Raw genomic sequence first — 25,566 nt, 5'->3', positions numbered from 1 at the left:
CGCTTAAGTTATACTAATTCAGGGTTTGTTCCCAGGTCTTTTAAATGTTTAAAATGCGCTATTATAGCACTTCGCATGGTTTTGTATTCGTAATAAGGAAGATTACATTCCTTGGCGGTTTCTTTTACGATTTTTGCAATTTTTCCATAGTGGATATGACTGATATTTGGGAAAATATGATGTTCGATTTGATGATTTAATCCACCAGTATACCAGTTGATGATGGCATTTTTTGGAGCAAAATTAGTAGTAGTAAACAACTGATGTATGGCCCAAGTATTCTCGATTTCTCCATTTTCGTTGGGTAGCGGATTAGTGGTTTCTTCCACCACGTGAGCAAGTTGGAAAACGACACTTAGAATAAGACCTGCAGTATAATGCATTACAAAAAAACCTAGTAATACTTTCCACCATGTGATGCCAATTACTATTGGCAAAACAATCCAAATGGATACATAAATCATTTTGGTAATAATCAAAGTAGTCCAAAGAATTTTTGGGCTTTTAGGCTCGCCGTAGGATAATTTTCGTTTCAAATAACTTTTCATTTGTTTGAAATCTGTGGTTATGGCCCAATTGAAGGTTAATAAACCGTACAAGAAAATAGAATAGTAGTGTTGAAAACGATGAAATTTCTGCCATTTGGCTTCTTTGGTAAATCGAATAATTCTTCCCGCGTCTAAGTCTTCGTCGTGCCCAGGAATATTAGTGTAAGTGTGATGTAATACATTGTGTTGCACTTGCCAGTTGTACACATTACCAGCCAGGATATAAATAGAGCCACCCATGAATTTATTGACCCAGTTTTTCGTCGAATAAGAGCCGTGGTTGCCGTCGTGCATGACGTTCATTCCAACGCCTGCCATTCCAATTCCGATGACGATGGTTAGCAAAAGATGCGCCCAAAAAGGGAGGTCAAGTGTTAAAATTATAAAATAGGGTGCTAAGAAAACAGTAAAAAGAATAATGGTTTTTAGATGTAATTTCCAATTCCCCGTTTTTGATAAATTATTTTCTTTAAAATAACTGTTAACCCTAGAGTTCAGGGTTCTAAAAAACTTTAAGTTATCTTGTTTGGAGAAAGTGGGAGTAGTAGTATTCATAATATTTTTTATCTATCGGCAAATGTAACTATTATAAATTTTCGAATATACATTATCGACTTAAAAATTTCCACGCTAAAATAAGTACTTTTGTTAAAAATTATTACCATGGACGAAATTCTCAAGTATTTTCCTAATCTGACCGATTTGCAAAAAGCACAGTTTGCGAAATTGGATTTTTTATATCATGATTGGAATGAAAAAATAAACGTTATTTCTAGAAAAGATATTGATGCTTTGTACACCAAACACGTTTTACATTCGCTAGGAATTGCTAAAATCAATAAGTTTGAACCTGGAACTTATGTTTTAGATGTTGGAACAGGGGGAGGTTTTCCTGGGATACCTTTGGCTATTTTGTTTCCAGAAACCCGTTTTTATTTAATTGATGTTATCGCGAAAAAAATAAAAGTGGTGCAAGCCGTGGCTGAAGCTTTGGAATTAAAAAATGTAAAAGCTGAACAAATTCGTGCCGAAAATGTAAAAGGTGATTTTGATTTTATTGTGAGTCGTGCGGTGACCAATATGCCGGATTTTGTTTCTTGGGTAAAAACAAAAATCAAAAAGAATAACAAACACGAATTGAAAAATGGTATTTTATATTTAAAAGGAGGCGATTTGACCGAAGAGTTAAAGGATTTTCCGAAGGCTACAGAATATAATTTGGCCGACATTTTTGAAGATGAATTTTTCGAAACTAAAAAAGTGGTGCACTTGCCGTTGAAGTTTGTAGTGTAATTGATATTGCTCACAAAAATTCACCCATTTATCCTTTTAACCCCGATGGTAGCGGCATCCTTGCTTGGCGGGGTTCGCCAAGCAAGATATAGCGGACAGCGGGACTTTGTTTCCTGAAAATACCTTTTGATGCTGTTCCTAAAATATGGCCATAAAGAAAACCCACAAAAATCAATGTTGATTCTTGTGGGTTTTTAAATATTTGCAATTAGAAAATTATTCTCCCAAAAATGGGTATCTGTAATCTTCTGGCGTTACAAAAGTTTCTTTGATCGTTCTTGGAGAAACCCAACGCAACAAGTTCAAGGCAGAACCCGCTTTGTCGTTGGTTCCCGAAGCTCTCGCGCCACCAAACGGTTGCATACCTACTACAGCGCCTGTTGGTTTGTCATTGATGTAGAAATTACCTGCTGCATTTTGTAAAGCAACGGTAGCTTCTTCGATGGCGTAACGATCTTGGCTGAAGATGGCTCCTGTTAATGCGTACTCAGAAGTGGTGTCCACTAATTGTAAGGTTTCTGCCCAATTGGCATCTTCGTAAACATAGATGGTGATTACAGGACCGAATAATTCGGTTTCCATAGTCGTGTACTTTGGATTGCTGGTTACGATAATGGTAGGTTCGATAAAATACCCAACGGATTTGTCATAATTTCCACCTACAATAATTTCAGCATCGGCATCTTTTTTAGCTTGATCAATATAGCTGGCTAATTTGTCAAATGATCCTTCGTGAATTACTGCGGTAATGAAGTTGCCGAAATCTTCTGGAGATCCCATTTTCATTGATTTAGTATCTGTAATCAATTGTTCTTTCAAGGCTGGCCACATACTTTGAGGTACATAAGCTCTTGAAGCGGCAGAACATTTTTGTCCTTGAAATTCGAAAGCACCACGAACAATTCCTGTAGCTACTTGTTTTACATTAGCACTTGGATGCGCTACTACGAAATCTTTTCCACCGGTTTCTCCTACAATTCTTGGGTACGTTTTGTAATGGTGAATGTTCGTTCCGATTTTTGCCCAAATATCTTTGAATACATGTGTTGATCCTGTAAAGTGGATACCCGCAAAATCACGACTTGCTAAAACAGTATCTGTAATCATTAACGCATCTCCAAAAACTACATTGATTACGCCATCAGGAACTCCTGCTTCTTTGAATACATCGATGATGATTTTTGCAGAGAATACCTGGCTGTCACTTGGTTTCCAGATCACTACGTTACCCATCATAGCAGCACTTGCTGGAAGATTGGCAGCGATAGCAGTAAAGTTGAATGGAGTGATTGCGTATACGAATCCTTCTAACGGACGGTATTCTAATCGGTTCCACATATCAGAAGTAGAGGCTGGTTGATCAGCATAGATTTGAGTCATAAATTCTACGTTGAAACGTAAAAAGTCAATCAACTCGCAAGACGCATCGATTTCGGCTTGATGAATATTTTTAGATTGCGCAATCATCGTTGCAGCATTGATTCTAGCTCTGTATGGTCCAGCAATCAACTCGGCAGCTTTTAAGAAAATAGCGGCGCGTTGTTCCCAGGCCATATTTGCCCATGCTGTTCTTACTTCAAGAGCATTAGCAATGGCTTTTTCAATATGTGCTTTTTCGGCTAAATGATACGTTCCTACCACATGTTGGTGATCGTGTGGTGCGGTCATATTTCTAGTATTACCCGTTTTGATTTCTTCACTACCAATGTATAAAGGAACCTCAATTTTTGAATTCCACATGGCTTTGTAAGCGGCAAGAACGGCTGCTTTTTCTGGGGAGTTAGGGGCGTAACCTTTTACAGGTTCGTTCACCGCTTTGGGTACGTTAAAAAATCCTTTTAGCATATTTTTTATATTAAATAATTGAACAGAAAATACGAATTGATTGGGGGTTTATTAAAAATTTGATGTAAAAGTACAAAGTAAAAATGAAATTTTCATTCTAAAGCTTAGAATAAAAGTCAAATTAATTTAAGGCAAAAGGAGCGCACAATCTAAAATTGGGCACAAAAACCTTAAAATTTTTAGTGGTAGTAAAATTAATCATATTGAAATACCCTCTCATGGCACCATAAGGTGAGGATAATAAGCAACCTGAGCTATAGGTGTGTTGTTCTCCTGGTTTCAAAACGGGTTTTTTACCGATTACTCCTTCACCATCTACCACTTCATTGTAATTGAGGGAATCAAAGATTTCCCAGTGGCGTGAAGTAAGTTGAACAGAGTCTTTGCTGTGATTTTCAATGGTTATTTGATAGCTAAAGGCAAAATGTATCTTGTAGTTTTTGAAATAAGTCCCTTCAAAACTAGTCAAAACAGAAATTTTTATGCCTCTTGTTATTTGTGAAACCATAGGAAGTAATTAGTTACTAGTTTTACAAAATTACAAAAAAATGTATTGGAATTTATTTTTTTAACTTAATGAGTTTTCTAATTCGAAACACCTACAGATGTTAGTGCGACAAATCCTATGACGCGATCATATCGTTGTGTGTTTTCTCTATAGTATACAATCACTTCATATTCATTTTCAGTTTGAAAAAAGTTGCCATCAATACTGTTCTCGGAATCTATTTTTCCTTTGACATCGGCTACTATGTATTGATAATTGGTAAATCCTTGTTTGATTAGCAATGCTTTTTCATAAACATTTTTTTTCTCGTTGTACTCCATTTTATTTTCTGGAGTCAGTGCATAATTGTTGAACATTCCATTAATGTAGATGTCTTTGTCTAATCGGAAACTAGGAGCAGATAAACTGAAATAGACCCAAGCATAATCGGCTTCAATTTTTTGATTGGTGGCGTTCAAGTTTCGAACTACAAAATTTCCGTTGGCATCTTGTGTGAAGCTGTAAGGGAAATTGGCCCTTGCATCATCAGTAAACAAGAAGCTATTATAAATTCCTCCATTCGAACTAATTTTAGCTACATTGTTAGCAGCATTTCTTATTTCTTTATTGTCAAAAAAACGAAATTCGTTGCCTGCCCAAAACTGAGTTTCAGTATCATATTTGTAAATTAATTCATTACCAATAGTGTATTGCGGAGGAATATTCTTGATGCCTGTGTTGAATTGACGATTTTGTAAAAGAAGCACTTTGACATTTTGTAACGGATTTTGAAAAGTAAGGCTCTTTGACGTTATTGAAAAATCTAGATTTTGTTTACTTTCAATGGTACTCAAATTTCTTCCTCTTTTAATTTGTAATCGTACAGTAGCTATGTCTTCGTAAATGATAAATTTTCTTGAAAAGATAACGTCTCTGTCTTCATTTAAAATTTTGATCATGTAGTTACCGCTCAAAGCCAATCGTGTGAACTGATTGGGAATACTAAGTTGATAATGAGAATACAATTGAAGACAGTTGAAAGAATTGGAGTAATCAATAATTCTTTGGTTATCAAGCCCTTTTAAGTATTCTTGTTTTGGAATATCCGAAGGCACCCAATTGTAATCACAATGAATGATTTCGTAGTAGTAATTGGCTTCATTCCCAAATAAATCATCAAAATTCAACTCAAAAGATTCCCCTAATCTAAAAACCGGAATTACATTTTGACCATTGTCCATAAAGGAAACTGTCTTAATGTTGTAAGGAGGGATTATTTCTTGAAGAGCTTGGGCGTCCGCCAACGAATAAAATAAAAAAAGTAGTAGAACAGAAATTTTTCTCATTTCAATTTTATAAATGATTTTCTAGTAAAGATAAGTATTTATTGAAATGGTTTTTAGGTTAAAATAAAATCTAAATTTTCTTCAAGTTCTGGGCTGATGTGCTGTTCATCAAGCAACGCATCTGAAAGTAGTTTTTTGTTTTCCTGCAAACGAATGATTTTTTCCTCCACAGTATTTTTAGTGATGAATCGAATTACATTCACTTTGTTCAGCTGTCCAATACGATGGGCACGACCGATACCTTGCTTTTCGGCAAAGGGATTCCACCAAGGATCCAAAAACAAAACATACGACGCTTTGGTAATATTGAGTCCCACGCCACCCGCTTTTAAGGAAATGAAAAACAATTTTGCGCGCTCTTGTTCTTGGAATTTCTGAACTTGATAGGCGCGCTCTTTTTGAGGTGTAGCGCCCGTGAGTTCACAAAAATCAATCTTGTTTTCGAGGCTCCATTTTTTATAAAATTCTAAATTCGAGACAAATGAACTAAACACTATCGTTTTTTGATTGGACTGCACCAAGGTTTCCAAATATCGCGTCACTGCCATATATTTTCCAGAATCCATTTCTGAGGTCGCATCGACCATTTTTGGATGATTACTCAATTGTCTCAAGCGCATCAACGTATTGATAATATTGATTTTGTCAATGCCAGAACCATCAGTTTTTAAAAGTGCGTTTCTCGCTTTCGACTTTTCTTCTTCGTATAATTTTTCTTGTTCGGGTTCCATCTCGCAATAGAAAACTTGCTCCGAGAGTTCTGGTAAGTCTTTTAAAACTTGCTCTTTGGTACGTCTTAAAATAAAAGGACTCACTAAGGTTTTGAGTTCTGCGAGACTGTTTTCGTCTTGTTTTTTCTCAATCGGAAATTTGTAATGCTCGGTAAAAAAAGCATAACTCCCCAAAATATTCGGATTGATAAATTGCATTTGAGACCACAAATCGTCCAATGAATTTTCTATCGGCGTGCCGCTCAACGAGATTTTATGAGTGGTTTGCAGTTGATTAATCGCTTTGAAAATTTTCGAATTTTTGTTTTTGATGTAATGACTTTCGTCCAAAATCAAATAACGAAACTGGTATTTTTCTAAAATCGAAAGATCTCTCGACACTACGGCATAGCTGGTAAAGATCAAGTCGTATTTTTCTAACTTTTTAGACAGTATTTTTCGATCTTGTCCTACATACTGAATTCTTCGAAAATGCGGCGTAAATTTTCTAGCTTCGTTATACCAGTTGAACACCAAAGAGGAGGGAAGCACAATCAAAGCTTTTAAGTATTCTTTGGCTACAGGAATTTCGTTGCCAAACAAATCGAGTTGTATGTTTTCGGATTTTTCAAAATCTAGTTTTTCTTGTACCGCGACCAGTGTGGATAAGGTTTGCAATGTTTTCCCCAACCCCATATCATCGGCCAAGCAAGCGCCTAATCCATTGTTATAATGTTCCAAAAGCCATTGCACCCCTTCTATTTGATACGGTCGCAACGTAGCTTTAACCAAAGGCGAAGGTTGGTATTGAACAGATTCCTTCACGTGCAAGGCCTGTTTTAACTGTGGAATGTCTTCAAAAACAGCAAAATTACTTTTGAGCACCGCAAGATTTCCATTTTTGATTTTAGCCAATTTTGCCATCGCACTGTAGCGCGTCATCCATTCTGACGGAATCAAAAAGTAATTTCCGTTGGGCAAGGCAAACAGACGATTTTTGTTTTTTATATTCGGAAGTAACTCGCTGAAATTAAATTCAAAATCATCACAAACCACAGTCATTTTGATGTCAAACCAGTCGTTTTGAATGGTGTTGGAGAATTGAATTGTTACAGTATTGCTATCGATTTTCTTTCCGTCTATTTTTAAATTTTCTAATGAAAAACCTAAAGATGCTAGTTTCTCTTTATTTTCGATCGCCCACTGAATGCAGGCGTAAGCGTCTTGATTTGTTGTGTTTTGAGTGAGTTCAAATATATTGTTTTCGTTTTTGCTCAAACCCAAATCCAATAATACTTGGTTGTAATTATTTTCAGCTTCCGTTCTTTTGTATTGTACCAATTGGATGTTGTTCAAATCCTTCAGGTTAATTTCTGAATGGGTGTTTTTGGGTTTGGTGGCATCAAACACATAGCCATCATAATCAAATAAAAGCCCAATGAAATAGTTGTTTTTGAAAAAATCATAGACCAACTGTAGTGTGCAATGGTGTATGGTTTCGCGAGTAATGACTTCAAATCCTGTAGCTGTAATATCTACTTTTTTAGCAATGTCTTTGATGAACTTTTCAAAATAATCGGGCACTAATTTCGAGGGGATTTCCACCACTTTTTTGGTCAAAAAAGGGGTAATTTTTTTCGAATTGATGTCTTTTAGTTGATACAATTTATGATGTGCAACAACCCAAGCAGGCTCGTCTAATAAAAGTGTAATTTTAGTATTCGAGGGGTAAAATGTAGTATCAGCATCTTTCAGTTGTAAGGTGTACGAAATCCCGTTGTCGTGTTTGTCAAAATGCAGTTCGGTGCCCAAAGCTGGATTTTGAGTGCTGATTCGGCTGATGCGAAAATCTTTTTCTTTCCCCAAGTTTAATGAGAGCGGGAAATCGTTCTCTTTTACTAAAGAATAAAATTGCGCTAAGCTTATTTTTATAAACTGTTCAATGCCGAATTTTAGTTTATCGTCTTTAAGTAAATCTTCAATATTTATGGCTGATTTACTTTTGGTTCGGTATTTCTTAAACAGGGCTTCGGGTTGAAGTACCTCAGAGAGTGACACTATTTTTTGTGTAGTAGCATCCAAGTTTCCGAGAGTTATCCCCAAACTTTGAAGGACTTCAGGACTTGCTTTTTTTTCTAAATAGGTAATGGTATCCGTATGCCCAACTACATAGGCAGTGGGAATATAGTAATTGAGTCTCGCTTCAAAACTAAGATTAAAGCAAAACTGGAAATGATTTTCGGGTTCCAAAAGGTTATTAATGATTGATTGATGGTAAACTAACTCAAATTACACCAAAACAATTCGTGCTAATTCGTGACATTCGTGTTGATTTGTCAAAGTTTATTTAAAACAAACCGGGATAATTTCGCCTTTGGCCAAACAGTATTTTTCTACCAATTCAGGAGCAATTTTGCTGGTATAATCCTCTTCGATTACGGTAAAACCGATGCTTCTTAATTTGTCAAAATAGTCACGCCCATAAATGCGCACGTGGTCGTATTGTCCAAATATTTTAGCGCGTTCTTTTTGGTCTGTAATTGAGTCATCGGCAAACGTCACCTCACGATTTAAGTCCTGCGGAATTTGTAAAATGGCCATTCCGCCAGGTTTCAGTACGCGGTACAATTCCTGCATCGCTTTGGTATCGTCTGGTATATGCTCCAAAACGTGGTTACACAAAATCACATCGTATTGATTGTCTTCAAAAGGCAAATCGCAAATGTCTGCTTTTACATCTGCCAAAGGCGAAAACAAATCGGTAGTAGTGTAGTCCAAGTTTTTTTGCTTGCGAAACAATTTATAAAAAGCTTGTTCAGGAGCAAAATGCAAGACTTTTTTGGGTGCTGTAAAAAAATCCGTTTGCTCGTTGAGGTACAACCACAATAAGCGGTGTCTTTCTAGCGAAAGTGTACTTGGCGAAAGCACGTTGTTGCGCTGGGTTTCGTATCCGTATGGCAACATCGATTTAAAGCTTTTGCCATCAATTGGGTCCGTAAATTTGTCACCTTTTAAGGTAAAAGCAATGATGGGTCGTACCACATAACTCAAACGAATTAATAATGGACGCGGAATGGTATTGAGTATAAGTTTAAAAGCAGATTTCATTTAAAATTGATTGTTAAAACACAAATTTCAGATTAGTGTAATTATACGACACAGATTGCACAGATTTTCACAGATTAAAATAAGAGTGAAATAGATTTTTATCATAATATAACTCTTTTATATTTTAAACTATCCTCGCCAAAGTTAATAACAAGTCCTATTTTATTTTTAGAACAAGCTAAATAGTTTAGAGTTTGCCCCGTATCGCTACTAGTTAATTGTGAGATTGCTTTTATTTCTAATATTATTTCATCGAAAACTACAAAATCAGCAAAATAATGTTTTGACAAAACAATATCCTTGTACTCAATTCTGTATTCTTTTTCTCTTTCAAAAGGAACATTATTTTTTATAAATTCATATTGTAAGGCTTCCTTGTAAACAATTTCATTAAAACCTTTACCGAGAATTTTATGTACTTCCATACACAGTCCTATAATTTTATATGTTTCTTCTTTTAAATAAAATTCCTCCATATTCAAAAAAAATAATCTGTGAAAATCTGTGCAATCTTTGTCAAAAAAGTGACGAGTTACACCACCAAAGGCACTTTTCTAAACTCTTCTTCTTCGTCGCTTTCAATGCCAAGTGCTTTGTAAATGTATTTGAAAGTCGATAAAATTTCAGGTTTTCCGTCAATGATGGCTACATCGTGTTCAAAGTGAGCACTTGGTTTTCCATCGGCAGTAGTGATGGTCCATCCGTCTTTGTGTTGTTTGATGTTTTTGGTTCCCATATTGATCATCGGTTCGATAGCCACCACCATTCCTTCTACAAAAAGTTTACCGCGACCTCTTTTACCATAATTAGGCATTTCGGGATCTTCGTGCATTTTCTGACCTAAACCGTGACCTACTAATTCACGAACCACACCATAACCGTGGGCTTCGGTATATTTCTGAATCGCATTTCCTACATCTTCCACGCGATTTCCTAATTTGAATTCACGAATCCCAACATACAACGATTCCTTTGTAACTTGTAACAATTTTTTTGTTTCAGGTGCTACTTCGCCAATCTCAAACGAGTACGCGTGATCCCCGTGATATCCATTTTTGAAAGCCCCACAATCCACCGAAATCACATCGCCATTTTCTAGCGGTTTGTTGTTCGGGATACCGTGTACGACCTGAGAGTTTGGGCTCATACACAACGAATTCGGAAATCCGTACAATCCCAAGAAACTCGGTACTGCACCGTGGTCGCGAATGAATGCTTCGGCCATTTTGTCTAAATATAAAGTAGTCACTCCTTCTTTAATCTCGGAGGCAATCATTCCTAAAGTTTTGGAAACAATCAAAGCACTTTCGCGCATCAATTCAATTTCTTCTCTTGATTTTACAATAATCATAGCAGCTAAATTTTCAGTGGGCAAAAGTACGACTTTTAAAATAATTGTATCGATTAAATATTTAATCGTTTAACTGTTTAAAAGTTTAATCGTTTTAACTGCCGCTTTAGTTTTTGCTTTTTTTATGAAGACTCTTGCAATCTTTGCGGTTAAATTTAGCCACGGATTATATAGATGGAACGGATTTTTACTCAACCTTATATGCCCTTCAATTTCTTATATGGTTCAAAAAACACCCACAACTTTATCCTAAAACTTCTATGACTTATATGTTTTAAAATGAGTTGCTTCAGTCTTTGCGCCCCTTGCGTAAACCTTTGTGCCCTTTGCGGTTAAATCACACGCATTTTTTGCTTTTAGGTTAACTTTTATATGCCCTTCAATCCCTTATATGGTTCAAAAAACCCCCATAATTTTAATCCAAAAACTTCTATGACTTAAATGTTTTTAAACAAATATCAATCCGGATTCGCCATAATCTTAAACAACTCCGAGTTCGAAATCAAAAAACGATTCTCTAAAGCAATCGCCGCCAATTGAGCCGAAACCAAATTGTTCTCACGCGTGTTAATCAAGAACAACGAACTTTCTCCAAACGAGAACAATCGTTCTTCAGATTGCAGCATCGTTTCATTATTTTTAACCAAGCCCTCAATCAAATTGCGTTGTTTGGTAAGCGAAGTGATTTCTGTTTTTTGTGCCGTAATTTTGTTGGTCAATTGGACTCTTTCTAAACTCAAGGCATATTGTGTTTCTTGTACTTTGTATTCTGAAAGTTTTAGACCTCCACGTTCTTTTCTTAGGAACAAAGGAAAGGCAAAATTCACTCCAATCTTATAATCATTAAATTCAAAATTATCAATATAACTGGGCTCAGATAGATACGAATAGCTCAAATCGATTTTTGGTAATAAGGCATTCGCTTTGAGTTTTCGGTCTACATTGAGCATATCTATTTTGCGTTCCAACGCATTGATTTTTGGATGGTTGGTTATCGAAAAATCTTGATTTTGTAAATCATTCGTGCGTAAGGTTTCCTGAATCGTAGCGGCCAATTTACTTTCTGGAATCAACGCATCCGAAAGTTCTAGCGGAATACTGTTTTCTAACCACAAATAGTTGGAAAGCTCCAATTTGGCTTTGGCTAATTTCAATTCCGAATCTTCCAAACTTAGCGTTCTGTTTTTTACGATGATTCCAGCTTCGGTGCTATCTATAGCTGGTTTATCGCCTTGTTTAATTAAGGTTTCGATACCTTTAAAACGAATTTGAGCATTTTTTTCATAGACTTTGTATAATTGTACCTCATCATAGTTTCTTTTCCAATTAAAGTAAGCGCTCGAGGCGTCATACAAAACCGCAATGGCTTCAAGTTTTCTCTCGGCTTGGCTCAATTGTACTTGCATTTTGGCCTTGCGAACATCTGCCATTCGTTGGTTAATCAAAAGACCTTGCCCCAATGGCACACTAAGCCCGAAAGAGGTTAACCCTTGATTCGGAAGCGTATTTTGTGGGTTCAAGTAAATTCCTTCGCTGTTATCAAAACCCGCTTTAACCTCAATACCATACCAAGTCGGAATTTTAAAGCTACTATTCAAAATAGAGTAATACTCTTTATTCTTGAACTGCTTTTTATCAAAATCGACTTCTATTTTTGGGTCGAATCCACCTCTGGCCATCATCAAATTGGCTTGAGCTCGGGTGATTTCTAAATCGGCATTTTTTACTAAGGGATGGTATTTTTTGACATAGCCCAAAAACTCATTATAGCTAAATTCATTACCGCTAGAAGTAATAATAGGGGAGTTTTGTGCTTGTAAAAAAGTACCGTATAGTAAGAAAACAAGTAGGAACTGCTTCATTATTTTTTTGCTTTTGTAGGTTTGTCACTTTTGCTTGTTTTGTAATAATCGGGTGGGAATCCGTTTAGGGTTCTCCAGATTTCAAACCATACTGGAACCGTGTTTAGCAAAGCTATAGTTTCTGCGCCGGAGCCAACTCTTAATTGACTTGGCCATTTGTCTTCTTTTGGGTCTGGAGCAATCAATACTCTGAATTTACCGTTTTCGCTGATGAAATTTTCGATGGCTACAATTTGTCCGCCAAAAGTTCCATAAGACATGTCTGGCCATCCAGAGAAAACGATAGTAGGCCATCCGTCAAACCAAACTCTTATTTTTTCTCCTTTTCTAATAAGCGGCAGATCAACTGGATTGACAAAAGTCTCTACGGCTATATCATATTTTGCCGGCATGATTGTCACAATTGGAGTTCCTTCTTTGATGGTTTCTCCAATTCCCGCTTGAATAGCACGGTTGATGTAACCATTTTGCACCGCTTTGATGTAATACATTCCATTTCGAATGCTATAATTCGCATATTGGTTTTCTAATTTATTTACTTGTGCTTCGGTATCAAATTGATTGCTCAAGGCCGTAAATTGGTCGCTTTGTGCTTTAGAAACCTTTTCACCATACTCAGCGATAATTCTTCCAATTTCTACTTTAGCATTGATAAAATCATTTTTACTGGTTAAGAGTTTATTTTCCTGAGTAATAATTTTGGCTTCCACTTCTTGTTGTTTTAGTCTTTTTTCTTCAACATCAGTGAGCGGTTTTAATCCTTCTTTGTTTAGTTGTAAAGCACGATTGTACTGAGTATTGGCAATTTTGAGTTGGGTTTTTACCGCTTCTAAGTCAATCGAGTCACTTTTGATTTTGAAAACTCCTTGTTTTATTTTATTTTGAGCTTGTTCTAATTTAAGCTTTTTTTCGTTTTCAATATTTTGAATCTGTGCAGAAAGCGTGGTTACTTTTGACCCATACGATTGCAAAGCCTGTTTTTTTGCATTCACTTGATTTTTGGTATTGGCTACCAAATTAGGGTCCATATAGTCTTCTTTGATCTCTGAAATAAACATAATGGTATCTCCTTTTTCAACAAAATCGCCCTCTTGAACGTACCATTTTTCTATTCGTCCAGAAATAACACTTTGTATTGATTGTGGTCGTTGGTTAGGTTTTAATGTAGTCACGGCTCCGGAGCCTGAGATGTTTTGAGTCCAAGGTAAGAATAGCGCAATAATGGCAAATATGGATACGGTCCAAATGATTTTATTTAAAATTTTGTAATGCGGTCTACTGCTCAAATCCTGTACGGTTTTGTAGCGTTGTAATGTTTCTAAACTGGTTTTATTACCTTCTGAAATATTTAGCATGGCTTTATTTTTTTATGTCTGATATAATTTGACCTTTTTCCATAGTGATATATCGGTTGCATTTTGTTTTCCAATGTGGATTTTTTGAGGATACCACAATGGTCCATTGGTTTTTATCGGAAGTGATAAAATCGATAATTTCATTGGCTACTTTTTCATCCATAGCATCGGTTGGGTCCTCATAAAACAACACTTTTGGTTTGCTAATAATACTTCGGGCTAACAATATTTTTTGGGCATTTGAGGAGGATAATTGTTGTCCTTCTGGAAAAATACGGGTATCTAAGCCGTCTGGCAATGATTTGATATACGGGGATAATTGTACGCCATCCAGAGCCCATTTTAAATCTTCATCAGTGTAATCAGGATTATTAAAGATGATATTATCGATTATACTTCCTTCAAAAGGAGTTTCACCGTGTATGATATTGCCTATTTGTGAGCGGTATTGTTTAAGATTTACTTTTTTAAAAGTGTCATCATTGATGTAAATAGCGCCTTGTGTAGGTTGTAACAAGCCTGAAAGAATCCGAATCAGGGTCGTTTTTCCAGAACCATTTTGTCCTGCTACAAAAACACGCTCTCCTTGGTCAATTTTTAAATTAATGTTTTCTAAAATGTTTCTGATAGAGCTTGGAAATTTTACTCCAACTCCTTCTGTGGTCAAACTAATGGCTTGATAAAATTTATTGGCTTCATAGACGGTATCTTCTTCCATAGTCAAATCGGTAACCAATCCAATTTTTTCTACCGCTGTCAATACGTCATACAGTGTTTCTAAACCTAAAATTATTTTTTCTACGGAGTTGATCACCAGTAAAATAATGATTTCTGCAGCCACGAATTGCCCAATATTCATTTCTTGTGAAATCACTAAGAAGCCACCAATAGAAAGCAGGCTTGCCGTAATGATTACTTTAAAAAAGATCAAATGCGAAAATTGCCTTTTCAAAACGCTAAAAAGAGATTCTCTATAATGGAGATATTCTACAGCGAAATTATCATTTTTTTGTAGGGCAAAATCATAATTACGTTCTTTTCTAAAACTGTAATTATTTCGGGCCATTTCTTGTAACCAACCCGCGACTTTGTATTTGTATTTTGAAACTTTAAGGCTGTTTTCTAAACCGATGAAATACGAAAATTTAAAAATTAAATACAATAAAACGATTAGTAAAAAACCTAACATGATAAAATAGGGGTGATAAAAAGAAAGCAAAATTATTCCAAACAAAATTTGTAGTAAAGCAGCGGAAAAATCAATCAATAATTTCGAAGTTCCTTTTTGAATGGTCATCGTGTCAAAAAAACGATTGGCTAATTCCGGTGGATACGTGTCGTGCAACTCCTCAAATTTAATTCTTGGGATACGTGCGGCAAATTCAAAGGAGGAACGAACAAATATTTTCTGTTGTAGGTTTTCGGTAATTCGAAGTTGCATTAATGACAATATTCCTACTAATGCTACACCTAATACTACCACAATTACTAACACTATCCAAGACACCGTGACGCGTCCGGATTGAATAAAATTAATGATAGCTTGTATGCCTAATGGGAGGGACAAACTTACTAGTCCGGAGAATATGGAATAAAAGAAAATTTGGTATACGTCTCTTTTATCTAAAAGTAATAATTTGTAATAGCGTTGTAATGGTGTCATTATTGTTGTTTTAAAAGACTAGTAATTAAGTGAGTGTAAAAGTCAGACGGACTTACTGTGGCGTTACAATTGGTGATTGTTGTTAAATGATTCATTAAAAAATGTTGGTGATGGGCTCCTTCAATCAAGGAGGATGCCAGACTTTTGGCAAAGGGATACTTCGGGTTGACTTCTTGAATCATTTGAATAATTCGATTAATTAATCGTTTGTAAATTAAAAAAAAGCCTTCTTTGTTTTCTTCGTCTATTTCTTTAGTTTGCAATGACTTGGTAAACTCTTGAATGATAATGCTATTTAAGATACTTTCATTAATGTGCGTAGTGGTTTGATCATCTTCTACCTTTTCGGTAACAATTTGAATCGCTTTGATTAATTTTTCTAAAGGATTGACAATATTGTTAGTAGCAAAAACCAATCGATATTCCATCCAACTCCAGTACCACGAAGATAAATAGAGTATTAATTTGTGTTTGTTTTCGAAATATCGATAGATAGAGCTTTCATTCGAACCTATTTGTTCTCCAAGTTTTTTGAAGGTAAATTCTTCAAAACCAATTTCATGGATCAAAAGGATACTCTGTTGAATGATTTTTTTTCCTAAAACCGAAGTTTCAGGATCTTTGACATACACTTTACTATTGATTTGAATTTTAAGATTATTTAAGATGACATCCATTTTATGTAATTCTGGTTGTGATGTTGATGAAGGCAAAGAAAAGATATAAAAAATGCACTGTTTTAGAGATTGATCCTGAAACCAAAATTCATATTATCCTGCAGATTCATAGGTATTTTGATTGGATTGTCTTTAATGTCCAATTGCTGTAAATGTTGTAATCCCTTTATTTCTCTCGGAATTTCTTTGAAGCGATTTTGATTTAAGGACAACTGAGCTAGATTTTTCAACAAGGCAATCTGACTGGGCAATTGGTCTAAATTATTGTTTTCTAAATACAGCATCGTTAGGTTAGGAAGTTTTGCTAATGCTTCAATGGATTGTGGTAAATTGAGGTAATCATATTCGTTGAGATGAACGACCTCAAGACTTTTCAAAGCACTGATTTCTTCAGGTACTTTTTTAAAATCGTTACCGCTCAATTCTATAACTTTTAGGTTTTTCAGTGTTATAATTCCTTTGGGTAAGCTATTTAAATGAACGTTATTTAAATTTAAGTACTCTAAGTTTTTAAATTTGGCCCAAGCTGGAGAATCTAAATTCAACTCTTGGTTACTTAAGTTCAATCGATAGACTTTTTCGGGTTCTTTGATGGCTTGTTCCCAACTAGTATAGGTTTTTTGGATTTGTAGGGAATCCTTATTTTGTCCTAAACTCAATTGAATTCCTGCAATCATCATTAAAATAAAACACACAATGGTTTTCATAGTAGTAGTTTTTAGGTGAGAATCATTATTACAAAATGTAATAATCATTTACAAAATTAAAAGTATTACTATTAGATTTTTTGTATTTAACTTTTAATTGTGTTTTTTACATTGATTTTTTTAGAATTGAAAATAAAAGATTTTTCTTAAAAAAAATATATAAACAGCATTTCTATCACTAAAGACACTCCTGCTTACACTTGTTTTAAAGTAAAATTCTTTTAAACTAAGATGAAATTAAGAAAAAAATGGATTTTATTGGTCCCTTGATGATTCAAATTTTTGTTTTTTCTTTTTTTTACCTATTTATTAGAGCTGCTTTTAAAACTCTTACCTAACATTTGCTATGATATCCATCAATGTTTCCCCTCGTTTGGAAATCATGCGAGGAACGATTAGGATGTAAAAAAAGGAACACAATCAGGCTAGAGGTATAAAAATGAGAGACCAAAAAATACAGCTTAGGGTGTTTTACGGTGGTCAAAGGACTAATTTTTGGTATTAATTTATCAGCTACGATATTAAATTAATATATTTGTCGCATAAAAAAATACCGCTTTATGTTTGGAATTGGAGGAGGAGAGCTCATCTTTATAATGTTTATTGTACTAATGTTATTTGGCTCTGATAAAGTGCCGGAAATGGCGCGTACTATGGGGAAAGCTATGGCACAACTCAAGCACGCCACTAATGATATTAAAAATGAAATTCAGAAAGGAGCAGAGGCTAATGGAATCGATGAGAAAACGCTATCGGATTTGACTGGCGGTATTAATTCTGAAATCGACAAAGCCAAGCAAGGCTTGTTGGGAGATACCGGCAAGACCCTTTCAAATTTTGTTTCAGATTTTGATACTGAAATCACAAAAGTATCTTCAACTGTTGAAAATGCTGCCATCGAAACTTCACCCGAAGACAATCAAATGGAAGGGCCAATAAAAAGACAATCCTAATGCTAGAAAAAATTGAAGCGCTGGACATTCAATGTTTTGTTTTTTTGAATGGATTGGGTTCTGAATCATTTGATGGTTTTTGGTTACTTGTTACTAAACAAATTACTTGGATACCTCTTTTTATACTTTTTTTATACTTAATCTATAAAAAATTAGGCCTAAAACAAACACTTATTTTATTCGTTTTTGTATTTGCTTTGCTCACTTTTACGGATCAAACCGCTAATTTTTTTAAAAATACCTTTCAGCGTTTGCGGCCCTGTAACAATGCGGATATCAATACTTTTATAAGGGTAGTTCAAGTGCGGAATTCCTTTAGCTTTTACTCGGGTCACGCCACAAATTCGATGGCAATTGTCACTTTTTTATTTTTAATTTTAAGAAAAGAGTACCGATTTTTTGGTTTGTTTTTTCTTTGGCCCTTAGTCTTTGCATACAGTCGCATTTACCTTGGACTGCATTACCCAATTGATATTTTATCAGGTTATTTTTTCGGAATAGTATTTAGCTTAGGAATGTATAAAGTATATAAAATCCTTCAAAAGCGTTATTTTCCACTTTAAGGTAAGGAGCATTTTCCAGCTGTACATTACAATCTTTGGCCCCGAAAATGGTTTTTTCTAAGACTAAAAAAGAGCTTCTTCCAGTCGCTTTTTTTAGTCAAGAAAAAAATCCATTTCGAACCCAAAGGATTTTCATTACCATCTGGGCTAGGTTTTTCGGTAACTACAACAATGGATTTATAGTATTCTACTTACTGTTAATCCATCTCGAATAGGAAGTAAAACGGTTTCTACTCGAGAATCATGCGCTAAAAGCTGATTGTATTCCAATAAAATTTTGGTACTAACATCATTTTTTTGCAATGGCTCTACTACTTTTCCACTCCACAAAACATTATCCGATAAAATAATTCCTCCTTTATTCATTTTAGGAACAATCAGTTCAAAATAATTGATATAGTTTTCTTTGTCGGCATCTATAAATACCAAGTCAAATTTTAAATCAAGCGTTGGGATAATGGTTATTGCTTCACCTAAATGTTGTACAATTTGAGGTCCCCATACCGATTTGTCGAAATGTTTTCGTTGAAAATCTACCAATTCCTCTTTAATATCGATCGTGTGGAGTTGTCCATTTTCCTGCATTCCTTCACACAAACACAAAGCGGAATAGCCAGTATAAGTGCCTATTTCAAGGATATTTACAGGTCGAATTAATTTTGAAAGCATACTCAAGACACGGCCTTGAAAATGGCCACTGAGCATTCTTGGTAATAAAATTTTTTGATACGTTTCTTTATTTAAAGCAGCTAGATGAGCAGGCTCCTTTTCGGAGTGTTGTTCAATATAGTCTTCAAGATCTTGTGATAAAAAGTGCATGGCATCGTTATTTTGAAATCAAGCCACAAAGGTATTGATTTACCAACTAGGGATAAAAAAAAGGGCATTTACTTTGTAAAATCCATTTTGAATAAAAATCAGAAAATTATTGAAATAGTGCAATAGCTTTGGTATGTTTTGAAGGTGTTGATCGAGAAGTGGATAGGCTTTTACCTTTATTACTTTTTTTACTTTCTACTACAACTAGGGCTGATTCGCTACTGTATAAATCTAGTACTTGATTTATGGATAAAGCTGTATTGTATATTTTTAAATCATCAATAGTGGCATTAATACTAATGAGGGAATTGATGTTGCCTAGTTTGAAAATAGAGCCTAGAGTATTTCTGTCAGGCGCATTAAAACTCTCGATTAAAACCCCATTTCGAAAGAGGTTTGCGATAGCACCATCGTATACGTACACATAATTGTACCATACATTTGGACTCAAAGGTAGTGTGGTGACGTAGTCATTTTTATATCCCCAAGCAGCTATGTTTAAAGGAGATTCATCTGTTGAGGTGCCTTGATGAATAATGCCACAATATTGATTGTTGGAAGCTGCACCATAGCCCCAAATATAATTAGAGTTACTGATGTCATTGAATTTTATCCAAATGGAAACAGTGCGAGGCGTGTTGAATTGAGGTAAATTACCAATGTTAGCCGTTAATGCTTCTTGATTTAAAGAAACCGCTTTTTTATCTAAGCCAGCACGATCTTTCGAGTATTTTGCAGTACCATTAAAAGTCGCAGTTTTGTTGGTATTGACTAGCGTTTCGTCAAAGGTAAAATGGTGTATAGGTGTTTGAGCAGAGAACGACAATGTAACCGTTGCAAAAAAAAGAAGAAAGACTTTTTTCATGATAGTAATTGGTAAAAGATTAATGAAAAAACAAAACTAATCGCTGTGTTTAATTTATGATAACTTTTACGACAAAGTGCACAGAAAACCGTTTAATCCGCTTTTCTAAAAGAAATTGCAATACTATTATAATGAAAAACGAAGTACGTTTCCTTTTTTTTATAAAAGGTAAATGTGCTGTGGGATTTATTTTTTGTAGAGGCTGAAATTTACAGTCACTTGATTGTTCACCTTGATTAAACCTCCCATTTTAACTGGTGGACTTAATCCGATATCAGTGAATTGTAAAGCAATTGCCCCTTGAAGTTTTTGATTGGTATTGGTCAAAATAAAATCTTTGTAAACCAATGTTTTAGTAACGATACAAAAATTTAAATTGCATTTGTAGTGATTCCCGAAAGGACGGATGTTTGATAAAGTCACAACACTAAAAGGAAATTGGTCTGCTTTTACAGTTCCTTGCAAATCTTTGGTCATGATTTTGTTACCACAGTCAAATTTGACCATTGGGATTTCTGCTTTGAGGCTGTTTTTTTGAGCCACATTCAAAACTAGGGTGTCATTTTTGTAAAAAGTAGTACCACAACTATATTTGCCTACTGTCGATTGACCATTAATCGTAATTTCGATTTTATTGATGATAAGCGTGGGATCGCTAGCTTGAAAAGGGGGTGTAGCACTCCCCAAAAAAAAGAGAAGTGCTACACCTAAAATTCCTAGTAGTATTTTGTTATGCATTTCTTAGAAAGTAATAACTGCTTCAAACATTAAACCGTTGAATTTTCCTTGGTAAAAATCATTAACTGTTCCGTTAGCATTAAATTGACCAAAATCTTTGTATTGTTGGTTTACATAAGCCAATTTTGATAAAATGTTTTTAGTCATAAACCAACCTGCAGAAGCTTCAAAACGGTTAATAGTGATTTTGTTTGCATGAGCGTTGTCTAATTTTCCTGATAAGGTGTTGTATCGTCCACCTACATAAAATTGTTCGGTTTTTCCAAAACGGTATACAACATCGCCGGCAAATTGATTTACGGTACGACTTTCGTCCACACCTTTTTTGTTTCCACCAGTAGCTGTTTCAATGTTTCCGAAAAACTCTAATCCCTTGTATTTTACGAAAGGGTTGAACATTATAGCGGTTAATTTGTTGCCAAATCCTGGATTAAAGCGTCCAGTAGTTTGATTAGCTTGTAAATCTTTTGTGAAATCATTGTCAACTGCTGCACTTCCATTTTGGTAAGCTGCATGTGTCATTACTCCATAGTAACGGCTACCCGCTCTGTCAGATGAATATAAATTTCCACTTGTGTTCGCATTGTGATATAAAGAACCTGTAAGGCGTACCCTTAAATCTTTGTCAAGTTGTTTATCATACCCTAATTTTGCCAAAATAGTTGGACTTACGGTACTGTTTTGATCTGGTGCCGCTACAGTTGGTTTTCCTGGAACGAATTCTGTAACGTTTTGGTTTAATTTAGAATTGGTTACCCCAATCATACTCACAAAACCATTACGTATGTAATACAATTCAACACCCATTTCTGTAGTAAAAGAGTCCATAATGTTACTTTCGATAAAAGGATTCATCAAAGCATTACCATTATCAGATCTTCTAAAGTGAGCATCACCATAGTTATTTTCCATTTGACCAATTTTGATGGTGGCATATTTCATGAAGTCTTTCAAGAAATCTTTTTGGATAAAGTCTAATTTGTCAATTTGTAAATATCCTCCTTTTACCCAAGTTTCGTTATGGTGTCTTGCCGCTAAATAGATATCTAGATTCACGCGTACACCATCAAATAATTGGGCACCAATAGTCATATTGGCTGTAGGTAAATTAAAATTGTTGGCCAAATTATTTAATCGATATCCTGTTATAGCGTTACCAGTTGGTCCGGTAAATGAACTTTCTTTGTGTCCGTTAAATGAATTTACAGCTTGAAATTGTAACGCAAAAGCAGCGCCTAAGTCAATGCTCAAACCTTTAAATGCTACACTATCTTTTTTTACATCAAATTGATTGATTCCTGTTTTGTCTCTTGGAATTAAGTTTTGGATTTGTCCAAAACGCTCTTGGGCTTGTACGGCAGTTAGGCTTAATAAAGCGGCTGCTAAGAAATAGATTACTCTCATTGTTTTTAATTTTATTTGTAATTAAGATTAAATTTGATGGTAAGATCTTTACCTGTTTTTATGGTGCCAAACATAGCTGTTGGCGCTTTCATGCCGAATTCTTCAAAGGTGATTTTATTAACGCCTTGAAGGGTAACTAATCCGTTAGTGATACTTGTTTTAACTTGGGTTTTTAGGTCTTTGCTTACTCCCGCAATAGTAAAAGTTCCAACAAGATTCCAAGTTGTTTCATTGACTTTTACCGCTGATTTTAAAATATATTTAATGCTTTTGAATTTTTTGGTATTTAGCGTTTCGTAAGCAATTTTGTCCATGCCACTTTTTCCACTTTTGATTGTCTCAACCGCTAAGTCAATAGTAATGGAATTGATATCGACTAATTTTGAATCAGCAATGGTAAAATTGGCATTCCCTGTTTTCGCCGCTGAATTCATCTCCCAATCGTGTAAAGTAGAGGTTCCTGCTACCGAAAAATTAGTTTTGCTGTCTAGGATGTAATTCCTTTGTGCTGAAGCTGTAATGTTAATAAAAACTACAGTGAACAGTAACAAAAGGGATTGTTTTTTAGATGATTTCATTGTTTGTAAATTTGAATATTTTGAGTTATTGTTTAAAAAAAACTGTTTTTCTGAGTTTTATTCATTTTTGACAGTTATTTTTTGATTATTTAGCAAATAAAGAAAGAAATGATTCTGCCAAACATGATAAAAATCAGACTAAGAAATTTTAACATATTTACATCGATATAGTTGAATATTTTGGGTGAAATAGTTATGGTAAAAATAACGGGCCAAGAAATTAAGTAGGAAAAAATTTGTTATTTATAGTTTCTTTACTAGTGTTTTTTTACTTCGAAAGAGGTGGCTACCAAACTTTTTTTTCTTTTACAGTCTCTAAATGGGATTACTATAAAAAATTCAAATCAATACATTATATTTTGAATAAATTTGCAACATGGAAATTGAGAAAAAAGACATTAGAGCATTATCTAAAGAAGCATTACGAGACTTTTTTGTAAGCAATGGCGACAAAGCTTTTCGAGGCAATCAAGTGTATGAATGGTTGTGGACCAAAGGTGCTCATAGTTTTGAAGACATGACAAATTTGTCTAAACCTACTAGAAGTGTGCTAGAGGCTAATTTTGTGATCAATCATATAAAAGTAGATACCATGCAGCGCAGTGAGGATGGGACTGTGAAAAATGCCGTTCGTTTGCATGATGGATTAGTGGTTGAATCAGTTTTGATTCCTACTGAAACCAGAACTACAGCCTGTGTTTCGAGTCAAGTAGGCTGTAGTTTAGATTGTAATTTTTGTGCCACCGCTCGATTAAAACGCATGCGAAACTTAGAACCAGCCGAGATTTATGATCAAGTTATTGCCATCGATAAAGAGAGTAGATTCTACTATAATCATCCTTTGTCAAATATAGTTTTTATGGGCATGGGAGAGCCTTTAATGAATTATAACAATGTTTTGAAGGCCATCGAAATGATTACTTCACCCGAGGGATTGGGCATGTCGCCTAAAAGAATTATGGTATCTACTTCGGGAATTCCCAAAATGATCAAAAAATTAGCCGATGATGAGGTGAAGTTCAAATTGGCCGTTTCTTTACATTCCGCCATCGATGCCACAAGAGCGCGAATTATGCCCTTTAGTGCCAATTTCCCTTTGAAAGAATTGAGAGAATCTCTTGAATATTGGTACCGAAAAACGAAAAGTAAAATTTCTTATGAATATGTAGTTTGGAAAGGAATCAACGATGATCAAGCCTCCATCGATGCTTTAGTGAAATTTTGTAAACATGTACCGTGTAAAGTCAATTTGATAGAATACAATCCAATTGACGATGGCGAATTTCAGCAAGCCTCTGAGGAGGCAATAGCTGCTTATATTAAAGGATTACAGGCTATTGGAATTGTAGTGAAAGTAAGAAGAAGCAGGGGCAAAGATATCGATGCGGCTTGTGGGCAATTAGCCAATAAAGAAGCATAAAAAAAGAAGAACCACGTCCTTCTTTTTGTTTTTTTTTAACCCAAAATTCGCATTAATCTTCTTAGCACCTCTAAATATTAATTAAAAAGAGAGCTCAGGTACTCTTTTGAAACGAATTCAGTTGAAAAGCTTTCAAATGCGAATTTTGGGTTTATGTGCTTAGCTCTTATTATTTTTTAATTTCTATTTCTTTTGAAACACCATCAATAGTTATCGTTGCTTTGTTGTCGCACTCCCCATCACCAAAGTCAATACGATATTCTTTTTTAGTTTGATTTTCAGCGTTTGTTTTTACATGAACGGCAATTCCTTTAGAAGGAATAGGCAACTTGCAAGCGGCAGCAAAACGAAGTGGATTTTCTTTCACAGTAGTTGTTAATGTGTCTCCATTGGCAAATTTTGTCATCGTATAGCCCCACACCAAAAATACGTTATCAGACCATTCTCCTGGAGTTGCAAAACCACTCACCATTTCTCTAACTCTTGTACCGGTCCGTTCAATTTTTTTACCATCTTCTAATGTGATCGTTAAGTTGAGCGTTAGCGTTGTTACCGGATGAATATCTGCAAGTAATGCTGTTGATTTTAAGGTTCTTGTAATGGTTTGGGTGCCTTCAATTTTTTTTCCATTATGATAAAACCCATCTAGTCTATGCGTAATTTTTTGTTCTGTAGCAGTAAAATTGTTCTCAAAAGTAAGGATGATTTTTCCTTTTAAAACAATACCATTGGCCAGAGTACAACCTGTGGTTCCGAAATCAATAATTCTAGTCCAAACCCCATTGGTGAGTTGAGCCGTAACTTTAGCACAATCGGGAAGCATGCTTTTATAAGCGATGGCACTTTTACTACTCAAATTTTGCTGAACGCCAAATTGGTCTTCGGTGATCGTGGAAACATCGTCCACCAAGTTATCCGTTGCTACTTCTGAAATCACTTCTTCATTGGTAACGGCAACGTTTTTTTCTTGAGTCAAGTCGTCAATGTTTTGACAACCAATAAAAAAAGTTAGCCCCAATGTTGCTAACCAGATCATTTTGTTTGTTTTCATAATTTCAAAGTTTTTGGGTTAAGTTTGTTAGATGTCTCAATTTAAAAAAGGTTTAATGAGGCTTGATAATGAGTCTTTAGTAGAGGAGGGGCGTAGTAGAAAAAAGTCGGATCGTGTGATTATCCAAACGGAAAACTACTAAATTTATTGTTTACACTTAATTTGTGAATAAATTTAAAAAAGCAGTATATCGTTTTTTTTTGTTTTATATGTTATATTTGAC

General features: G+C 35.0%; 23 protein-coding genes. 4 read left to right on the top strand and 19 right to left on the bottom strand.

The features are described from left to right. Positions 1-8 precede the first annotated feature (8 nt). Positions 9-1,103, bottom strand: a complete 1,095-nt coding sequence (locus ACSVH7_RS09755; protein WP_438066508.1) for a fatty acid desaturase family protein — start codon at positions 1,101-1,103, stop codon at positions 9-11. A gap of 108 nt (positions 1,104-1,211) precedes the next feature. Here ACSVH7_RS09755 and rsmG point away from each other — a divergent pair, with 108 nt between their 5' ends. Continuing rightward, entirely contained in the window at positions 1,212-1,841 is a 630-nt protein-coding gene (gene rsmG, locus ACSVH7_RS09750) for a 16S rRNA (guanine(527)-N(7))-methyltransferase RsmG (protein ID WP_438066507.1), read from the top strand. Between the two features lie 216 nt (positions 1,842-2,057). On the opposite strand, the gene pruA is transcribed toward rsmG, so the two are convergent. The 12 genes from pruA to ACSVH7_RS09690 all read right to left on the bottom strand — a co-directional run bounded on the left by pruA (position 2,058) and on the right by ACSVH7_RS09690 (position 16,952). Next, positions 2,058-3,686 carry an L-glutamate gamma-semialdehyde dehydrogenase gene (gene pruA, locus ACSVH7_RS09745; protein ID WP_438066506.1) on the bottom strand — a complete coding sequence of 543 codons (1,629 nt, stop codon included), beginning with the start codon at positions 3,684-3,686 and terminating at the stop codon, positions 2,058-2,060. Between the two features lie 121 nt (positions 3,687-3,807). Beyond that, on the bottom strand, positions 3,808-4,194 hold the full coding sequence (gene apaG, locus ACSVH7_RS09740) for a Co2+/Mg2+ efflux protein ApaG (RefSeq protein WP_438066505.1): 387 nt from the start codon (positions 4,192-4,194) through the stop codon (positions 3,808-3,810). 77 nt (positions 4,195-4,271) lie between these two features. Then, positions 4,272-5,519 (bottom strand): DUF5103 domain-containing protein, encoded by a 1,248-nt coding sequence (locus ACSVH7_RS09735; RefSeq protein ID WP_438066504.1) that lies wholly within the window; start codon positions 5,517-5,519, stop codon positions 4,272-4,274. A gap of 53 nt (positions 5,520-5,572) precedes the next feature. Beyond that, entirely contained in the window at positions 5,573-8,479 is a 2,907-nt protein-coding gene (locus tag ACSVH7_RS09730; protein ID WP_438066503.1) for an SNF2-related protein, read from the bottom strand. Positions 8,480-8,572: 93 nt separating this feature from the next. Beyond that, a complete protein-coding gene (locus ACSVH7_RS09725) occupies positions 8,573-9,337 on the bottom strand; it encodes a class I SAM-dependent methyltransferase (protein WP_438066502.1) in 765 nt (254 codons plus the stop codon). A gap of 101 nt (positions 9,338-9,438) precedes the next feature. Then, positions 9,439-9,813: a GxxExxY protein gene (locus ACSVH7_RS09720; RefSeq protein ID WP_438066501.1), complete on the bottom strand. Its 375-nt coding sequence runs from the start codon at positions 9,811-9,813 to the stop codon at positions 9,439-9,441. 56 nt (positions 9,814-9,869) lie between these two features. Further along, positions 9,870-10,688, bottom strand: a complete 819-nt coding sequence (gene map, locus ACSVH7_RS09715) for a type I methionyl aminopeptidase (protein ID WP_438066665.1) — start codon at positions 10,686-10,688, stop codon at positions 9,870-9,872. Between the two features lie 458 nt (positions 10,689-11,146). Then, positions 11,147-12,550, bottom strand: a complete 1,404-nt coding sequence (locus tag ACSVH7_RS09710) for a TolC family protein (protein WP_438066500.1) — start codon at positions 12,548-12,550, stop codon at positions 11,147-11,149. After that, on the bottom strand, positions 12,550-13,905 hold the full coding sequence (locus ACSVH7_RS09705; RefSeq protein ID WP_438066499.1) for an HlyD family secretion protein: 1,356 nt from the start codon (positions 13,903-13,905) through the stop codon (positions 12,550-12,552). The genes ACSVH7_RS09710 and ACSVH7_RS09705 overlap by 1 nt, the downstream gene beginning before the upstream one ends. A 4-nt stretch (positions 13,906-13,909) precedes the next feature. After that, the gene (locus tag ACSVH7_RS09700) at positions 13,910-15,568 is read right to left on the bottom strand and encodes a peptidase domain-containing ABC transporter (protein ID WP_438066498.1); all 1,659 of its coding nucleotides are present in this window, start codon (positions 15,566-15,568) and stop codon (positions 13,910-13,912) included. Further along, complete coding sequence (locus ACSVH7_RS09695; RefSeq protein ID WP_438066497.1) at positions 15,568-16,245, bottom strand: TetR/AcrR family transcriptional regulator; 678 nt, start codon at positions 16,243-16,245, stop codon at positions 15,568-15,570. The genes ACSVH7_RS09700 and ACSVH7_RS09695 overlap by 1 nt, the downstream gene beginning before the upstream one ends. Before the next feature lie 62 nt (positions 16,246-16,307). Further along, on the bottom strand, positions 16,308-16,952 hold the full coding sequence (locus tag ACSVH7_RS09690) for a leucine-rich repeat domain-containing protein (protein WP_438066496.1): 645 nt from the start codon (positions 16,950-16,952) through the stop codon (positions 16,308-16,310). Between the two features lie 560 nt (positions 16,953-17,512). Here ACSVH7_RS09690 and ACSVH7_RS09685 point away from each other — a divergent pair. Both ACSVH7_RS09685 and ACSVH7_RS09680 read left to right on the top strand, forming a co-directional pair. After that, complete coding sequence (locus ACSVH7_RS09685) at positions 17,513-17,905, top strand: Sec-independent protein translocase subunit TatA/TatB (RefSeq protein WP_438066495.1); 393 nt, start codon at positions 17,513-17,515, stop codon at positions 17,903-17,905. Further along, entirely contained in the window at positions 17,905-18,468 is a 564-nt protein-coding gene (locus ACSVH7_RS09680; protein WP_438066494.1) for a phosphatase PAP2 family protein, read from the top strand. Before ACSVH7_RS09685 ends, ACSVH7_RS09680 begins: the two co-directional genes overlap by 1 nt. A 177-nt stretch (positions 18,469-18,645) precedes the next feature. Here the strand turns inward: ACSVH7_RS09680 and ACSVH7_RS09675 are convergent, their stop codons facing one another. From ACSVH7_RS09675 to ACSVH7_RS09655, 5 genes are all read right to left on the bottom strand, one after another. Beyond that, positions 18,646-19,287 carry an O-methyltransferase gene (locus tag ACSVH7_RS09675; RefSeq protein WP_438066493.1) on the bottom strand — a complete coding sequence of 214 codons (642 nt, stop codon included), beginning with the start codon at positions 19,285-19,287 and terminating at the stop codon, positions 18,646-18,648. 106 nt (positions 19,288-19,393) lie between these two features. Continuing rightward, positions 19,394-20,152, bottom strand: coding sequence for a LamG-like jellyroll fold domain-containing protein (locus ACSVH7_RS09670; protein ID WP_438066492.1), 759 nt, complete (start codon positions 20,150-20,152; stop codon positions 19,394-19,396). 186 nt (positions 20,153-20,338) lie between these two features. Then, positions 20,339-20,890 (bottom strand): hypothetical protein, encoded by a 552-nt coding sequence (locus tag ACSVH7_RS09665; protein WP_438066491.1) that lies wholly within the window; start codon positions 20,888-20,890, stop codon positions 20,339-20,341. Positions 20,891-20,893: 3 nt separating this feature from the next. Further along, positions 20,894-22,294, bottom strand: a complete 1,401-nt coding sequence (locus tag ACSVH7_RS09660) for a hypothetical protein (RefSeq protein ID WP_438066490.1) — start codon at positions 22,292-22,294, stop codon at positions 20,894-20,896. An 11-nt stretch (positions 22,295-22,305) separates the two neighbouring features. Beyond that, complete coding sequence (locus ACSVH7_RS09655) at positions 22,306-22,872, bottom strand: YceI family protein (RefSeq protein ID WP_438066489.1); 567 nt, start codon at positions 22,870-22,872, stop codon at positions 22,306-22,308. Between the two features lie 376 nt (positions 22,873-23,248). Here ACSVH7_RS09655 and rlmN point away from each other — a divergent pair, with 376 nt between their 5' ends. Then, positions 23,249-24,292, top strand: coding sequence for a 23S rRNA (adenine(2503)-C(2))-methyltransferase RlmN (gene rlmN, locus ACSVH7_RS09650; protein WP_438066488.1), 1,044 nt, complete (start codon positions 23,249-23,251; stop codon positions 24,290-24,292). Positions 24,293-24,461: 169 nt separating this feature from the next. On the opposite strand, the gene ACSVH7_RS09645 is transcribed toward rlmN, so the two are convergent. Continuing rightward, positions 24,462-25,343, bottom strand: coding sequence for a hypothetical protein (locus ACSVH7_RS09645; protein WP_438066487.1), 882 nt, complete (start codon positions 25,341-25,343; stop codon positions 24,462-24,464). Positions 25,344-25,566: the final 223 nt, after the last annotated feature.

It is taken from the genome of Flavobacterium sp. TSSA_36, assembly GCF_051547165.1.
Taxonomy (GTDB): domain Bacteria; phylum Bacteroidota; class Bacteroidia; order Flavobacteriales; family Flavobacteriaceae; genus Flavobacterium.
The sequence above is the reverse complement of the archived record's forward strand: the minus strand, read 5'-3'. Positions and strand labels throughout refer to the sequence as shown.

What these genes read in the sequence shown, in the direction of transcription:
- ACSVH7_RS09755 (WP_438066508.1), bottom strand. Translation starts at nt 1,103, where the DNA reads ATGAATACTACTACTCCCACTTTCTCCAAACAAGATAACTTAAAGTTT.
- rsmG (WP_438066507.1), top strand. Translation starts at nt 1,212, where the DNA reads ATGGACGAAATTCTCAAGTATTTTCCTAATCTGACCGATTTGCAAAAA.
- pruA (WP_438066506.1), bottom strand. Translation starts at nt 3,686, where the DNA reads ATGCTAAAAGGATTTTTTAACGTACCCAAAGCGGTGAACGAACCTGTA.
- apaG (WP_438066505.1), bottom strand. Translation starts at nt 4,194, where the DNA reads ATGGTTTCACAAATAACAAGAGGCATAAAAATTTCTGTTTTGACTAGT.
- ACSVH7_RS09735 (WP_438066504.1), bottom strand. Translation starts at nt 5,519, where the DNA reads ATGAGAAAAATTTCTGTTCTACTACTTTTTTTATTTTATTCGTTGGCG.
- ACSVH7_RS09725 (WP_438066502.1), bottom strand. Translation starts at nt 9,337, where the DNA reads ATGAAATCTGCTTTTAAACTTATACTCAATACCATTCCGCGTCCATTA.
- ACSVH7_RS09720 (WP_438066501.1), bottom strand. Translation starts at nt 9,813, where the DNA reads ATGGAGGAATTTTATTTAAAAGAAGAAACATATAAAATTATAGGACTG.
- map (WP_438066665.1), bottom strand. Translation starts at nt 10,688, where the DNA reads ATGATTATTGTAAAATCAAGAGAAGAAATTGAATTGATGCGCGAAAGT.
- ACSVH7_RS09710 (WP_438066500.1), bottom strand. Translation starts at nt 12,550, where the DNA reads ATGAAGCAGTTCCTACTTGTTTTCTTACTATACGGTACTTTTTTACAA.
- ACSVH7_RS09705 (WP_438066499.1), bottom strand. Translation starts at nt 13,905, where the DNA reads ATGCTAAATATTTCAGAAGGTAATAAAACCAGTTTAGAAACATTACAA.
- ACSVH7_RS09700 (WP_438066498.1), bottom strand. Translation starts at nt 15,568, where the DNA reads ATGACACCATTACAACGCTATTACAAATTATTACTTTTAGATAAAAGA.
- ACSVH7_RS09695 (WP_438066497.1), bottom strand. Translation starts at nt 16,245, where the DNA reads ATGGATGTCATCTTAAATAATCTTAAAATTCAAATCAATAGTAAAGTG.
- ACSVH7_RS09690 (WP_438066496.1), bottom strand. Translation starts at nt 16,952, where the DNA reads ATGAAAACCATTGTGTGTTTTATTTTAATGATGATTGCAGGAATTCAA.
- ACSVH7_RS09685 (WP_438066495.1), top strand. Translation starts at nt 17,513, where the DNA reads ATGTTTGGAATTGGAGGAGGAGAGCTCATCTTTATAATGTTTATTGTA.
- ACSVH7_RS09680 (WP_438066494.1), top strand. Translation starts at nt 17,905, where the DNA reads ATGCTAGAAAAAATTGAAGCGCTGGACATTCAATGTTTTGTTTTTTTG.
- ACSVH7_RS09675 (WP_438066493.1), bottom strand. Translation starts at nt 19,287, where the DNA reads ATGCACTTTTTATCACAAGATCTTGAAGACTATATTGAACAACACTCC.
- ACSVH7_RS09670 (WP_438066492.1), bottom strand. Translation starts at nt 20,152, where the DNA reads ATGAAAAAAGTCTTTCTTCTTTTTTTTGCAACGGTTACATTGTCGTTC.
- ACSVH7_RS09665 (WP_438066491.1), bottom strand. Translation starts at nt 20,890, where the DNA reads ATGCATAACAAAATACTACTAGGAATTTTAGGTGTAGCACTTCTCTTT.
- ACSVH7_RS09660 (WP_438066490.1), bottom strand. Translation starts at nt 22,294, where the DNA reads ATGAGAGTAATCTATTTCTTAGCAGCCGCTTTATTAAGCCTAACTGCC.
- ACSVH7_RS09655 (WP_438066489.1), bottom strand. Translation starts at nt 22,872, where the DNA reads ATGAAATCATCTAAAAAACAATCCCTTTTGTTACTGTTCACTGTAGTT.
- rlmN (WP_438066488.1), top strand. Translation starts at nt 23,249, where the DNA reads ATGGAAATTGAGAAAAAAGACATTAGAGCATTATCTAAAGAAGCATTA.
- ACSVH7_RS09645 (WP_438066487.1), bottom strand. Translation starts at nt 25,343, where the DNA reads ATGAAAACAAACAAAATGATCTGGTTAGCAACATTGGGGCTAACTTTT.